Annotated in this window: 15 protein-coding genes; 1 reads left to right on the plus strand and 14 read right to left on the minus strand. The window is 31.6% G+C overall.

Annotated elements, in window-relative coordinates; all coding sequences use genetic code 11:
- From dltB to ACF91D_RS26185, 6 genes are all read right to left on the minus strand, one after another.
- Positions 1-1,215, minus strand: a complete 1,215-nt coding sequence (gene dltB, locus ACF91D_RS26160; protein WP_069792469.1) for a D-alanyl-lipoteichoic acid biosynthesis protein DltB — start codon at positions 1,213-1,215, stop codon at positions 1-3.
- Positions 1,212-2,675, minus strand: a complete 1,464-nt coding sequence (gene dltA, locus ACF91D_RS26165) for a D-alanine--poly(phosphoribitol) ligase subunit DltA (RefSeq protein WP_069792470.1) — start codon at positions 2,673-2,675, stop codon at positions 1,212-1,214. The genes dltB and dltA overlap by 4 nt, the downstream gene beginning before the upstream one ends.
- A 14-nt stretch (positions 2,676-2,689) precedes the next feature.
- Positions 2,690-2,836, minus strand: a complete 147-nt coding sequence (locus ACF91D_RS26170) for a teichoic acid D-Ala incorporation-associated protein DltX (RefSeq protein ID WP_039067842.1) — start codon at positions 2,834-2,836, stop codon at positions 2,690-2,692.
- Positions 2,837-3,520: 684 nt separating this feature from the next.
- Positions 3,521-4,486, minus strand: a complete 966-nt coding sequence (locus ACF91D_RS26175; protein WP_069792471.1) for a 2-hydroxyacid dehydrogenase — start codon at positions 4,484-4,486, stop codon at positions 3,521-3,523.
- Between the two features lie 10 nt (positions 4,487-4,496).
- Positions 4,497-5,276: a TIGR01457 family HAD-type hydrolase gene (locus ACF91D_RS26180; RefSeq protein ID WP_069792472.1), complete on the minus strand. Its 780-nt coding sequence runs from the start codon at positions 5,274-5,276 to the stop codon at positions 4,497-4,499.
- Between the two features lie 5 nt (positions 5,277-5,281).
- The gene (locus ACF91D_RS26185) at positions 5,282-5,713 is read right to left on the minus strand and encodes a DUF86 domain-containing protein (RefSeq protein ID WP_069792473.1); all 432 of its coding nucleotides are present in this window, start codon (positions 5,711-5,713) and stop codon (positions 5,282-5,284) included.
- Positions 5,714-5,856: 143 nt separating this feature from the next.
- On the opposite strand from ACF91D_RS26185, the gene ACF91D_RS26190 reads away from it, so the two are divergent.
- Positions 5,857-6,123 (plus strand): DUF3055 domain-containing protein, encoded by a 267-nt coding sequence (locus ACF91D_RS26190; RefSeq protein WP_039067849.1) that lies wholly within the window; start codon positions 5,857-5,859, stop codon positions 6,121-6,123.
- Positions 6,124-6,406: 283 nt separating this feature from the next.
- Here ACF91D_RS26190 and ACF91D_RS26195 read toward each other — a convergent pair whose 3' ends face one another.
- From ACF91D_RS26195 to ACF91D_RS26230, 8 genes are all read right to left on the minus strand, one after another.
- On the minus strand, positions 6,407-6,790 hold the full coding sequence (locus ACF91D_RS26195; RefSeq protein ID WP_069792474.1) for a YutD family protein: 384 nt from the start codon (positions 6,788-6,790) through the stop codon (positions 6,407-6,409).
- A 167-nt stretch (positions 6,791-6,957) separates the two neighbouring features.
- Positions 6,958-7,899: a lipoyl synthase gene (gene lipA, locus ACF91D_RS26200; RefSeq protein ID WP_017722371.1), complete on the minus strand. Its 942-nt coding sequence runs from the start codon at positions 7,897-7,899 to the stop codon at positions 6,958-6,960.
- 80 nt (positions 7,900-7,979) lie between these two features.
- A complete protein-coding gene (locus ACF91D_RS26205) occupies positions 7,980-9,299 on the minus strand; it encodes a bifunctional metallophosphatase/5'-nucleotidase (protein WP_039067852.1) in 1,320 nt (439 codons plus the stop codon).
- A gap of 21 nt (positions 9,300-9,320) precedes the next feature.
- Positions 9,321-10,145 carry a sulfite exporter TauE/SafE family protein gene (locus ACF91D_RS26210; protein ID WP_069792475.1) on the minus strand — a complete coding sequence of 275 codons (825 nt, stop codon included), beginning with the start codon at positions 10,143-10,145 and terminating at the stop codon, positions 9,321-9,323.
- 10 nt (positions 10,146-10,155) lie between these two features.
- Positions 10,156-11,004, minus strand: a complete 849-nt coding sequence (locus tag ACF91D_RS26215; protein WP_069792476.1) for a DUF72 domain-containing protein — start codon at positions 11,002-11,004, stop codon at positions 10,156-10,158.
- Between the two features lie 300 nt (positions 11,005-11,304).
- Positions 11,305-12,372: an NAD(P)H-dependent flavin oxidoreductase gene (locus ACF91D_RS26220; RefSeq protein ID WP_327621024.1), complete on the minus strand. Its 1,068-nt coding sequence runs from the start codon at positions 12,370-12,372 to the stop codon at positions 11,305-11,307.
- Positions 12,373-12,427: 55 nt separating this feature from the next.
- Positions 12,428-13,453: a hemolysin family protein gene (locus tag ACF91D_RS26225; protein WP_039067857.1), complete on the minus strand. Its 1,026-nt coding sequence runs from the start codon at positions 13,451-13,453 to the stop codon at positions 12,428-12,430.
- 365 nt (positions 13,454-13,818) lie between these two features.
- Positions 13,819-14,346, minus strand: coding sequence for a GNAT family N-acetyltransferase (locus ACF91D_RS26230; protein ID WP_327621025.1), 528 nt, complete (start codon positions 14,344-14,346; stop codon positions 13,819-13,821).
- Between the last annotated feature and the right edge of the window lie 238 nt (positions 14,347-14,584).

Raw genomic sequence — 14,584 nt, forward strand, 5'->3', positions numbered from 1 at the left:
TTAAAACAGTTTCCCAGAAAAGATAAGAAAACCAAACGTTACAAAATGGAATGTAACGATAATACTTAACATTGATGTGTATTTGTTAGACAATCTTGGCGGATGATTTTTTCGCCATTTTTCATAATAACCATAACCAATAAATAAAACTGCGTGATATAAACCATACAAAATATAATGAACTTCAATGCCATGCCAAATACCCATAATTAAGAAGTTTAATGAGAAAGCAATATTAGACATTGTAAATTGATTTTTTAATAAGCGTTTTTTCGACATAAAAAATAAAGATCTCATATAGATACAATCTCTGAACCAGAAAGATAAAGACATATGCCATCTATTCCAAAAATCTTTGATATTCTTTGCTTTAAACGGTTGTTTAAAGTTTTGTGGCGTCTGTATGCCATATATATAGCTAAATGCCATCGCAAATAATGAATAACCAGCGAAATCAAAGAAGAGATACAAACTATATGCATACATATATAACCATTTAGCAGTGAAATTTGAAAAATCTAACATTAATGGATTAATCGCATAAACTTGTATTAAATAAGCAATAATGTATTTATACAAAAAACCTAGCATGATGAAATGTATTGCTTTATTTAATGATATTTGATAATTTTCACTACTTTGTATTTTGCTTTCATCCTTAACAAAACGTTTGTAGCGGTCAATTGGACCAGATGAAATTGTCGGGAAAAACGAAATGAATTGAAATACTTTAGTAGCTTTCACTTCTTTTATTGAACCATCACGAATTTCCATTAATAATTGAACACTTTTGAAAGTAACATAAGAAATACCTAAGAAGCCTATAAATTCAATTACCTTATTTTCATGGAGCTTTAATTGTGCAGCACCAAACCACGAACTTTGCATTACTTTCACCACTACAAGTGGCAATATCGATAAAGCAATTACTGTGAAAAACTTTATAAATGAGTTGTTTTTTGAACGTGATTTCCAATAAAACATAATAATTACTACTTGCCATAATAGATATAAAACAAAGTTTATAAGTTGAACACTTAAATATGCTTGGCCAAATAAATTATGTTTATCTGAAGAAAAAATGAGCACAATCATAATAGCTGTACTTATACCATTATAAATACGGCTTCTCTTTCCGGCTAAACCTAATATAATTACCGGAATTAAGACTATAAATGCTATAAGAAAGAACGTAAATGTGCCATATGGAATCATGCTAATACATCCTCGGCAATCTGCTTACGATCTAATTTCCCATTTATTGTTAAAGGAAATTGTTCTTTAAATATAATCTTTCTTGGGATCATATATTCTGGCATCGCTTGTTTAAGTTCTTGTTTAATATCGTGTATCAATGTTTGTTCATCTTTAACATTGTTTAAGTCATTTAACACTACAACACCTTGTAATTGCGTTACTTTATTATTTCTGTATACTGGTACAACAATTGCTTCTTTAACTATATCTACCTGTCTTAAATGAAATTCTATTTCTTCTAGCTCCATACGGTATCCATTTAGTTTCACTTGAAAATCTATACGTCCAGTGATAAACCATAAGTCATCTTGAACGGTTGCTTTATCACCAGTAAAATAAGATCTGCGATCATTTATATCTTTAAACACTGCGTTAGAACGTTGCTCATCTTTCACATAACCTTCACTTACGCATTGTCCGGAAATGATTAATTCTTCATTTTCAGCTAATGATAATTGCGTTCCCGGTCTCACTTTCCCTACTGGTAATGGATTATATTGATTAATAACTGCTTCAGTAATTAAGATACTTGTAACTGCAACTGTCGCTTCTGTAGGCCCGTATGTATTATAAACATATGCAGATGGAAAACGTTGTAACAACATCTTAGCAGTTTTATGCGGTAAAATTTCACCACAAAAGAAGAATTCTTTTAAGCTTTCATAACGTTCTTCAGTTAAATTAGGTAACATTAAGCACATTTCCATAAATGATGGTGTAGACACCCAAACGTTTATTTTGGATTGCTCTAACATATCATTTAATAATTTAGGCTTATTAATCATTGTCTTATCTACTAAATTTAATGTTCCTGCAGTAGCTAAACATGGATAAATTGCCATTACAGATAAATCAAATGAAAATGGCGCTTGATTTAGCCATTGTTGATTCTCACCTATTTTATTCAAATCTACCATCCAGTTCGTAAATTCGTTAAGACTTTCATATCTAATTTGCACACCTTTAGGCTCTCCTGTAGAACCTGATGTAAAAATGGTATACGCAATATCTTGATCTTTAATTTTAGATTCAAATTCAACCGTTCGTTTATCTATCTCAAGTGATTTTGTATTAATGATGTCTCTACCATTACTATCCAGTGAATTTTCACCTGTATTAAAGATATAATCAGGATTAATTTTTTCAATAATAGTATTAATACGCTCTTCAGGCATTGAAATATCGAGTGGTACGTAACCACATCCCGCCTTCATACTGGCAATCATTCCTACTATCATAAATGGTGACATATGGCCATATACAATTAGTGGACTTTTAGTATCATTAATTAAATACGCAAGCCTATTTGCATACTGATTTAATTCACGATACGTCAATACGTCAGTGTTATGCTTAACCGCTATTTGCTCAGGGTACATTTTTTCATTTTCATTTAATGAATATATAATATCCTTCATACTATTCTCCTCGACTAAAATTCATTATAAATAAAGTTATTATGCGTATCTCCAGAACCGTAAATTAAATACAGCCCTATAAATATTGCAAAATATAAAAGAGTTAATAACCATGGTTTAATTTTTTGATATTTTGTCGTGTTCTCCATTTCTTTACGCATTTTTCACCTCTTCATTTCCATTGTTTTTTTATACTATTATCTTTTTATTACATAAGTAGTTTTTTTGTTGTAATGCTATTTACACTACTTTAACATTTTACCAACTTATTATACATTTTTTATGATGTTGTGACAATCGAATTAACAGTTTTATATATAACAAAAATGTTAGATTGTATATTTTATAGAGTTTTATAAAACTAAAATTTTGTTAATTGTTAGTTTGTTTTGCATAACACAATTCAATATCATAATTTATTATCATTACAATAATGTAATGATTTGTTAAATAATAATGTTAAAATTACTTGCTCAGTCATTGTGATAACTTCATGGTGTTATTAGCATCTGTAGGATTTTAAGTGCGTAATAGAGTGATTATATTATTATTGGAAATAAACAGAACAGTGCGTAAAAACAATAAGTTTTTTTGAAAATTATTCATTAAAGGCAGGATTTTTTACTTACTATATATTTGTTTAATTGAGCTCGACTTGTAATAAAATTGACACTTATACAATTTTTTAAGAACAGTATGGTTTAAAATTTCATATAAAAAATACACCTCCTTCCAAAGTAGAGGTGTATTTCAATATTACAAGTAAGTATAATGTTCTTACCTTATTTGTCTAATATTAGTATATAATGATTTTTATCACGTATATCATTATCTAAATACAAAGTTTATTTTAAATTGACCGGTGTTTTAGCATACTGATTGTTTAATACCAATGTTATATTATCAACACATAATTGAATCATACGGTTTCTAGTTGTAACGGATGCACTTCCAATATGTGGCACAATAACTGCATTGTCCATCGACAATAGAGGATGTGCCATATCGATAGGTTCTTCACGTAAAACATCTAGTCCACAAGCAGCAATTTGCCCTTCTTGTAATGCAAAAACTAGTGCTTCTTCATCTACGACAGCACCTCGCCCTATATTAATAAAAATGGCATCATTTTTCATTTTTTCAAACGCTTGGGCATTAAATTTATTTCTAGTTTCTTCTGTAAGTGGTGCAGTACAAATAATAAAATCACTATGTTCAAGTAATGTGTCAAAAGGAACATACAATGCACCAAGTGCTTTTTCAGTATCTTTATTTCTGGATCTATTATGATACATTATCTTAGTGTCAAAACCTTTTAACCTTCTTGCAAATGCCTTACCAATCTCTCCCATGCCATATATACCTACATTGGCATTAGACAAATCTTTCCCTGCAAATAGGTATGGTCCCCAACTTTGCCATTCTCCATTTTGAACATACTTTTCAGCTTCTACAATACGTCTAGCTACTGTTAACATTAACGTAAATCCAAGTTCTGCGGTCGTTTCAGTTAATACATCAGGTGTATTAGTAACAGTTATCCCTTTACTATTTACAAGAGGCACATCTATATTATCAAAACCAACTGCCATATTAGCAATCACTTTCAACTTTGGCGCAGCTTTGATAACTTCACTATCTATTTTTTCACTTAAAGTAATCAAACAAGCTGTTGCATCTTTAATAGCCTCCAAAAATTGATTTCTTGGCATTGGTATTAAAGACTCGTCCCACATTTCAACTTGTCCAATAGCTTCTAATTGATCTTTAAATGGTTGTGGGATACTTCTACTTACGATAATTTTTTCCATTCAATCACTCCTAACTTTGAAGTTCTTTGATAACATCATTTAAATCTTTAAATGTGTATGTCGGAGGTACTGGTTTAAGTTCAAGTTCTTCTTTGGTTGTCACACCTGTTTGTACATGAATTGTATCAATGTTCACATTGATCCCTGACATAATATCTGTATCATATAAATCTCCAACCATGGCAACTTCTGAGCGCTCTAAACCTAAAATTTCTAGTGCTTTTCTCATAATAATTGGTTCAGGTTTACCAATGAATATAGGTTGAACGCCAGTTGACACTGTCACTACGCTTGTAATAGCGCCGTTTCCAGGTAAAAAGCCACGTTCTTTCGGTATCGATACATCTTGATTCGTTGAAATAAACTTCGCGCCATTACGCACTCCTAAAGTAGCTGTTGATAGTTTTTCATAAGTAACGGCTTCATCTAAACCAATAACTACATAATCTACAAATTCATCTTCTTTAACTACTAACCCTTTGTCTGTTAACGCATGTTTCAACCCACTACCACCTAACATATAGACACTTGCTCCTGGGGATTCTTCAGCAATATATTCTGCAGTAGCTAACGCAGATGTAACAACTTCATCAGCTCGTGCAACTAAGCCCATTTTATTTAGCTTTGTAGCTACTTCTTCCGGGTCTTTAGTCGAATTATTAGTTACGTATAAATGCGGAATTTTGTGTTGATTTAAATATGATATAAATTGAGATGCACCATCTATATGTTCATCGCCTTTATATAAAGTACCATCTAAATCAATTAGGTAAGCTTGATAATTTTTCATATTACTTATTCTCCTTTTTTGCCAAATGCAGTTACAGGCACATCTTCACTCTTTAAAAATTGTATAACTTCATCTACATATGTTTGATAATAAGACACCGATTCATCAAAAAGTGGTACTAATTCAGCGGTATCAAGTTCATCATAGTAATGAACAAATTGCTTTCTAACATCAACAGTTTTATTAATTTGATTTTGAGTATCTTTTGAAATTACTTTTTCTAAAGCTAAAATATCTATTACGTCTTTATAATTTCCTGGGTCTCTTAAGATAAAACCATCAATAATCATGTTGCCAATGTCTACTGCTGATTCAATAAACATTTGAGCTATGCGTTCGAACGCATAAATATTATCTTTGTTTTGCGGATAATCTTGAATAAGTTGTTGCAAGTAATTTAATTTTGTATTTAATTGATCTTTATTCACGAAATACATCTTTTCACCCCTATCAATGTCATCATACCATACCTTTGCAGTCAAATTCATTTATGGTTATACTGTAAATTAAGACTTTTTAACTAAATTAAATATCTAAAAAACTAGAATTGTAAAATAGAAGAAGTAAGGAGTGTTTGAAAGTGATTGATATGTATCTTTATGATGATGATGAATCAGCTCAGGTGCAATTTGTTGGTTTTGTAGGTGAACATAGTCGCTACGACTTAATGTTAGTCCAAACAAATCGTCATTTCGGTAAAACGATTGTATTAAATATGCAAACAAATCAATTCGGTATAATTGGTACCGATGATTTAGAAGAAGAAGGTTATATTGCTCATATATTAGGTGTTAGTGAAGATGAAGGCAATGAAATTTCCGAATATCTTAATGAAGTTATTCAATAATTAAACACTACTTTTATATACTTAGCTAATATCGAGAATAATTATTTAAGTTAAAGCGCTCGTATTTATCTCTTCTAATTCCATTCTCTGTAAATATACGCATGTATAATGTAAATCAAAAAAGCAACTTCATTCATTTTTGGAATGGAGTTGCTTTTTTAATAGTGACTATTCTGTTTATATACTAAATTTATTTTCAACACACACTTTATATACTTTACAATTTCATCCAATACTCAAGTAAATTGTAAATATTAATTACGATACCACTTAACAAAAATTATTATTTTTCAGTATCTTGAATACTAGGCTTGATTTTAACATCATGTAACTTATCTTCTTCTAAATCCGCTTCATTAATGTCATTTGTCTCTATATAATTTTTCATTTCTGTTTCTGGAATACGTCTTAATATAAAGTACGGGCAACCAAAATTACAATATTCCAATAAATAATCTTGAATTGTTGAAAAACGTTTACTTAATTCTGCTTTCTTATTAGAATCTTTATAAAACCCTTTTAATCTTAGTTGGTCATAACCAAAATCTCCAACAATAAAATCATATTTATCCAATATATCTGAATAGCGATTTACAAATGTTTCTTCATCAAAACATTCTCTATAATCTTCTAAAACTTCAAAATATTGTCCATTTAACTTTATCATGTTATTCACCTAATCTAAACGCATCAAATACTATTAATCACTAGTTAATTCGTTAATTAATAGTTTTTTGATTTGTATATAATTATATTTGATTTCTAAGAAAGACTTAGCTCATTAATATTACGCATAAGCGCAACTGAAACAAATGAACTAAGTCTTTAATTAACTTATTTATTTAAATGCTTACCTATTTCTGTACCAAGTTGTTCTTCACCAATACGATGTTTTTCTTTAGCCGCTTCGTTTACTTGCTCGTCGGCATGGTATGAGCTTCTCACAAGTGGTCCTGCTTGGCAATGTTTAAATCCTTTGTCCATTGCAACTTTTCTTAATTTACCAAATTCTAATGGTGTATAATATTTTTCAACTTTTAAATGTTTACGTGAAGGTTGCAAATATTGACCAATTGTTAAAATATCAACATCATTAGCACGTAGGTCGTCCATTGTTTCATAGATTTCCTCGTGTGTTTCGCCTAATCCAACCATAAGACTTGATTTTGTTGGGATATCAGGTTGTAATTCTTTAGAACGTCTTAAGAACTCTAACGTACGATCATAAGTTGCTCTAGCACGAACTCTTGGTGTCAAACGGCGGACTGTTTCGATGTTATGGTTTAAAATGTCTGGTTTTGACGCCATTAAAGTTTCTAATGCATCATAGTCTCCGCCCATATCTGAAGGCAAGATTTCTATTGATGTGAAAGGATTACGCTCACGTACTTTACGTACAGTTTCAGCGTATACATTTGATCCTGCATCTCTTAAGTCATCACGAGCCACTGCAGTAATAACAACGTGCTTTAAATTCATTAATTCAACAGATTCTGCCACGCGCTCTGGTTCATCTAAATCTAATTCATTTGGAAGTCCTGTTTTAACTGCACAGAAGCGGCAAGCACGTGTACATACTGCACCTAAAATCATAAACGTAGCTGTACGACGTTCTCCCCAACATTCATGTATATTTGGACACTTTGCCTCTTCGCAAACTGTATGTAAATTCTTTTCGCGCATCATTTTCTTAAGACCAGTGTAGTTTTCGTTAGTATTTAGCTTTATTTTCAACCAATCTGGTTTACGTAAAATCTCTTCATTTTTAGTAGCCATAACCGCACAATCCTCCTGATTTGAAATCTTTAATCATTATAACGAAAATTCAGGTAAATTAAAACGTATAAAGTCATATTTTAATATTCCAATAATTTTTCTTTGAAGATATCTCTTAAAAACTCCGGCATTAAGTAATCTGTGGGCTGATCTTTTAAAGTAGGAAAATAACGTCCAAACGTATACATATCTATCGTTCCTAAAATGTATGTCTCATCATCATGTATTAATTCACCATTGATAAAGTAACGTGACTCAGACTCAATAAATCCTAAATTATATAATATATAACCGCCAAAAATATTACCTCTAAAGCCTAAACCTTGGGCGTGTTCATTAAGATATTCTTGTTTTTGACTTTTGATTATTATATTTTTTAACTCTAGACCACTTAATCTAATGCGAACTGCGTTTATTGGATGAGGTAACATTTGATGTATATCATACTCGGTTAAACGCTCTGCATCTATGCCATTTACGATAAGTCCTGCGTTAATAATTGTACAATCCGCATTTGTAAATTCAAAAATACTTTCTGCTAAAATATGAGCCGTTTGAGTAATGGTATCTGTTCTTCTAGGCAATGAAATTGGTTGATCAATCACTGAATCATTTAACAACATTTTTCCTTCTTCATCAAAATGAGTCTCAACTTCTGGCAATCCATCGACTGGATGAAGTGTTGCTTCTTTTTTAATTATGCTATTATTTTCAATTTCTAGAGTGACTTCCCCTAAAAAATGCCCGTATTTTCCTGCTGCAGCCATTAATACACCATTGTTAATTTCACCATTTTCAAAATAGTGGTGTGTATGACTACCTAAAATCAAATCAATTTCTGGGATTTCTTGACATAATTTTTCGTCAAAGAATACACCAACATGGCTCATAATCACAAGTAAATCATAGGCACCTTCATTAGCTTTTATTTCATCTTTAATTGCTGCTAAAGGATTTGTAACAATCCAATCTAAAGCTCGATAAAAAGGAGTGAATGGAGCGGTAGCCGCAATAAATAGTATGCGTACCCCGTCTATAACTTTTATGAATGATGATGACATATTACGTGGTAAACGCCCTTGTTCGTCAAAGACATTCGCACAAGTGACATCGAATGTAGCATTGTCATATAAAGTGTTTAATGCATCATGAGAGATTGTCATACCTTCATTATTTCCAATCGTAGCGATATCACAATGCGCCGCATTTAATAATTCGACATTTTTGATACCCATGGTTGCTTCTGTGACGGGTGCCGAAAGATCTACATGGTCGCCAATATCTAAATAAAGTGAATGATGCTGTAACTTTGGTCTCTCTTGAATCAAATACTCTGTAATTCGTGCATATTCATGTAAGTGACTATGTATGTCATTTGTATGATAAATTGTTAATTTCATCTGTAGTTCCCCTCCTTTGTTTTATAAAAATGATTTAATTATTAAATATATACCCATAATTAACATTACTGTACGCAATAATATTACAACGGTCTCTGATTTTACCGAGCGATTAATTTTCACGCCAATCTTTGCACCAAAATAACTTGCAAACACTAGGACAATTGCATATAACCAGGCCACATGTCCTTGTGCAATATGGCCTATTGAACTCATAACACTAGAAAAGAATATCATCATCATGCTTGTACCGACAGCCACATGTGGTGGAAATCTAAATACAATTAACATTAATGGCGTCATCAAAGCGCCACCACCTATGCCTAATAACCCTGTTAATATGCCAATAAATAATGTTGCGATAAACGAAATCAAAGGTGGCACATGATAAAAATATTGCTTACCATAACCATCAATATAGCTCCGTTCATATTTTGCTTTAGCAAATATTTTTAATGGTTTTATTTTCTTTCGTATTACAAGCAAACTTGCTACTAAAATTAAAAATAAACCAAAATACAGGTTAAAAGATGTTAATGTTAAGTAACGACTTATTACAGAACCAATGAGCGCCCCAGGTAGCAAACCAAATAAAAATGTCGAACCATTTTTCACATCAACTTGTTTAGTTTTCAAATACCCCAACGTCGATGATAGTCCAGTTACTATTAATATAACTGATGAAGTACCTATAGCGATTTGAGGCGTTATACCTTCAAGCAAATCATGATCAACACCCAAATAAACGAGTGTAGGTACGATTATTATCCCGCCACCAATACCAACTAATGAACCTAAAATTGCTGATAAACTACCAATTAAAATCAATACTATTATTGTTAACATCCAATCGCTCCTAAAATAATTTTAATTGTTGTGGTGCCAACCCCTGATAGTCTATGCCCAATAACCGTTGATAAGTTTTAGCATTTTGGGCCGCATGTCCACCAGAATTATTATTAAAAACGACGTAAATATTTTTAGCTTTATGTTCTAGTACTTTCACTTTATCAATTAATGTTTTTAATTCTTGTTCACTATAATCATACAAATACCTTACTTCTCTCCATGCTTCATCCGTCATATCTTTTTTAGTCCACCCATGTACATTTCTCCCATGATACCGTACAAATGCTGTTTCATTCGTAATGCGATTAACCATCGGCACAGAACCTTGACCAACTTGAGGTTCATCACAAACTGCGTGAATAATATTTTGCTGTGTTAAAAACGCCAAAGTTTCTTCTTTAAAAGACTTATTAAACCAAGACTGATGTCTAAATTCTACACATACAGGAAAGGCTTCTAATTGTGCTCGAATATAACGAATATACTTTATATTTTGAACAGTACAATCAAACCAGGGAGGAAATTGTACCAATACCATTGCGAGTTTATTTTCATCTTTTAATGGTTGCAACATTGTTTTAAATTGATCTACTAAGATTTGCCTTGTCTCTGCAAAGTCATGATAATCTGCATGTAAAGTTAATGCTTGATGTATTTTAACTATAAATTTAAACCTTTCAGGTGTTTCTTTAATCCATTTTCTAATATTCCTCTCAGGCTGAATTGCATAATACGTTGCATCCAATTCTACGATTGGAAAATGACTTGCATATGTAACTAATTTATCTGTCTTACGCTGCAAGTCTTCATATAACGAATCATGGTCACCCCAACCCGTTAAACCTATATTTATCATAGTATCACCAAGTTAATGATACCATATATGTTTTAGTGGATTCACTTGATTAAATTCAATTTACTATAACTTAAAAAATAACCGTTGATGCTCCATCTCTTATTCGAAGTGTTTAAATAAATAAAGACATGCTATTTATAGAGGACGATAAATTTCAAAAAATAAGAAGTAGTATTGAAATCAAAAAATTAAAGTTGATTTCAATACTACTTCTCATTTCTTATAATTACTATTTTTCAAAAAATATTTTAAACTAAAGTATTAGTTAATAAGTAATTTTCCCATTATATTTATAGATACTTACTGATTCAATAATTGATTTGCTTGTTGTACAAGACGTTCCATCAATGTTGATGCCGATGAACATTGTGCCAATCTAGGACTTTGACCACTCCATAAATGTGTCCACTGCGCATTACCTTCTCGAGCCGCTTCTTTGCGAATTGCGCTAGTCAATTGGTTTTGTATAGGATAGTCTGGGATATCTTCATTGTACTCATTCATCTTATGAATAAATTCATTGTCTATACCTCTCGCAGGTTTTCCGGTAAAGACATTTGTAACTACAGTATCCGTTTCCTTACTATGTTGTATTGCATTTTTATAAAGATGGCTTGCACCACTTTCCTCGGATGTTAAAAATGCCGTACCCATTTGTATGCCTTCAGCGCCTAAAATCATACTAGCGACCATACCTCTGCCATCCATAATACCACCTGCTGCAACGACAGGTATATTCACTTGATCAACAATTTGAGGTACGAGTGACATCGTGCCTATGAGTGGCGTAAGATTGCTAGATGTTTCTGTAAACGCACCTCTATGTCCTCCTGCTTCACTACCTTGGGCTATGATGGCATCCATGCCGGCACTTTCATTAGCAATTGCTTCCTCCACACTGGTAGCCGTACCTATGACTTTAATATTTCTTTCTTTTAATCTAGTAAGTATTGATTGATTAGGGATGCCGAATGTAAACGAAACTACAGGCACACCCTTTTCAATTACCATATCAATCGTATCCTCAAACTGCTGTTTCTCACTTATATTAACAATAGGTTCATCTATATTTAATGCTCTGCGATATGGTTTTAACCAAGCATTCATGTGCTCTACTTTTTCAGGAATAAATAACTTATCACTAGGCACAAACAAATTCACTGAATATGGTAAATCAGTTAATTGTTGAACATAAGTTATTTCTTTTTCCAGTCGCTCTGCACTAAAATATCCTGCGCCAATCGTTCCTAATCCACCACTATTACTCACTGTCGCGACTAATTCAGGCGTGGTCAATCCTGCCATGCCAGCTTGTATAATTGGATATTTAATATTTAATAATTTAGTAACTCTAGACGATAATTCCATTTTATCTGCCCCTTTGCCTTTTTAACAAAATAACACCATTAAATTGCGCTAATAATCATATATTATTTTTATTGAACGCTTTCATTTGTTCTTCTAATTTTTCATTTTCTTCTTCATCCATCTCATCTTCTATTTCCATGCCTAACATTTCTTCAATAAGGTCTTCATGAGAAACAATAGCTTCCGTACCACCATATTCATCTAGAACAATAGCTAGATGTTTACGTGAAACTGTCATTTTTCTCAACACCCATTCAGCACGATTATGCTCATTTACAAATAAAGGCTCGGAAGTATATTTTAAAATATCATTCTCAGGTTCACGGCTCCAAGCTAATAAATATTTTGAGTGAAAGATACCTATAATTTGATCGATATCTTTACCATACACAGGATAACGTGTATATGGATTAGAAACCACAGTCTCATAAGCTTCTTTATATGAAATATCTGAAGAAAAGGCAGTAACATTTATGCGAGGCGTAGTATCAATATCAGTGATTTTTAACTGTTCGAAATCCATAACCCCTTGAATACGATTACGTTCCATTTCATTAAAAGCCCCTTCGCTACCTGCAATAGTAACCATCTGTCTAATCTCTTCTTTTGAATAACGTTGTTGCTCTTCCTGTCCTCTAGATAAAAATCGGTTAATTGCATCTGTGATACCATTAAGAATTTTAGTGATTGGTTTAAATATTAAGACGAAAAACGATATAGGTGTATACACTAAACGTGAAATTCTATCTGGATATGTAGCTGCAATTGACTTAGGAATAACTTCTGAAATAACGATGATTACTACTGTTGTTACTGCCGTTGCAATACCAACATTTAAACCCATATCTACTGCTAATATTGTAACTAATGTAGGTAAAATAATATTCGCAATATTATTTCCAATCAGTATTGCTGTGATAAATTCACTCGGTTTTGTTAATAATTTTGATAATTTTCCCGCTTTTTTATTTCCCTCTTGAGCATCTGTTTGTATTTTCATCCTGTTTGCAGCAGTTAATGCGGTTTCACTTCCCGAAAAGAAAAATGAAACAAACAAAAGTATGATTATACCAATAACCATAATTCATGACTCCTTTAATAAGCTAGATTAATAAATTCACTTTCATATTTTTTCCCACTTTAGTTACTTTATAAACGCGCTATTCTAGTAATATTTTAAATCGTTTTATGTTAAAAGCAGGTATATTGAGAGCTATTCAACTCAGATAAATAAATTATTCTAAGGATAATAATATAGTAGAATAACAACCATATAACTAAAGTAACACAGCAACAAAGTTATAGAATGTCTATAGATAAAAAATACCTATCAGAATAGAGAGCTATCGTTCAGCTTCAAACAAATACAGTCACCATTGTTACTAAAATGATTCATTTGCTATCAACCTTAGATTTGATAACACACAATTGCAAAATCTAAACAATTCAGATCATAACTTTTTCAAATTTAAAGAACTCAAATTCTTTTTCAACTCCATTCACATCAAACATTTCTTTATAAAATCCTGTAATATGAAAATTGCATTTATTTATGTAGAAATGGATATTACGCTTTTCAAAATAAGGTGTATGTAATTCCCAAACTTTAGTTTCTGGAAAATGATTTTCAATCGCTTTCCAAACTTTAGCCCCAATCCCTTGTCCATGAGCATTGTCATTAATATATAATGTATCGACATGGTTTCTTTTATTTTCTTTATCAATTTCAAAGATAGCACCACCAATATTTTCACCATTTAAATAAAAATAATAAATATGGGGATTATCTGAATAAAAAGATTTATTATAATCTTGTTCTGATGGAACTGGTGCAAAATTTTCTGGATGTTCTTGTTCAAGGAAAGTTTCTTTAAGGCTATCCAAAAATGACAATGAAGATTGTTTTTTGAAAGCTTCGAATTCATCCTTTTTAACGCGTGTTAATTGTATTTCATTTAATCTTTGCTCTGTCACGTTTTATTCCCCTTAAAAGTAAAAACTATATGTTCCTTTCAATTTCCTTATTTTCAAAATAAAAAGGGTGTTTGTCATAGAGATAGACAATACAACCTTATAGCCATTTATATAGCTCTATACTAAACAGGACTGATTTTTATATCAGTCCTGTTTTTTGATACCAAAAAAGCGCAAAAATCTCTATAATTTAAATGTCCTACCAAATAAACTAAGGAGAGATTATGCGCCTATGAAT

Source organism: Staphylococcus sp. 231237_7MaSpsaltlick, from assembly GCF_043107035.1.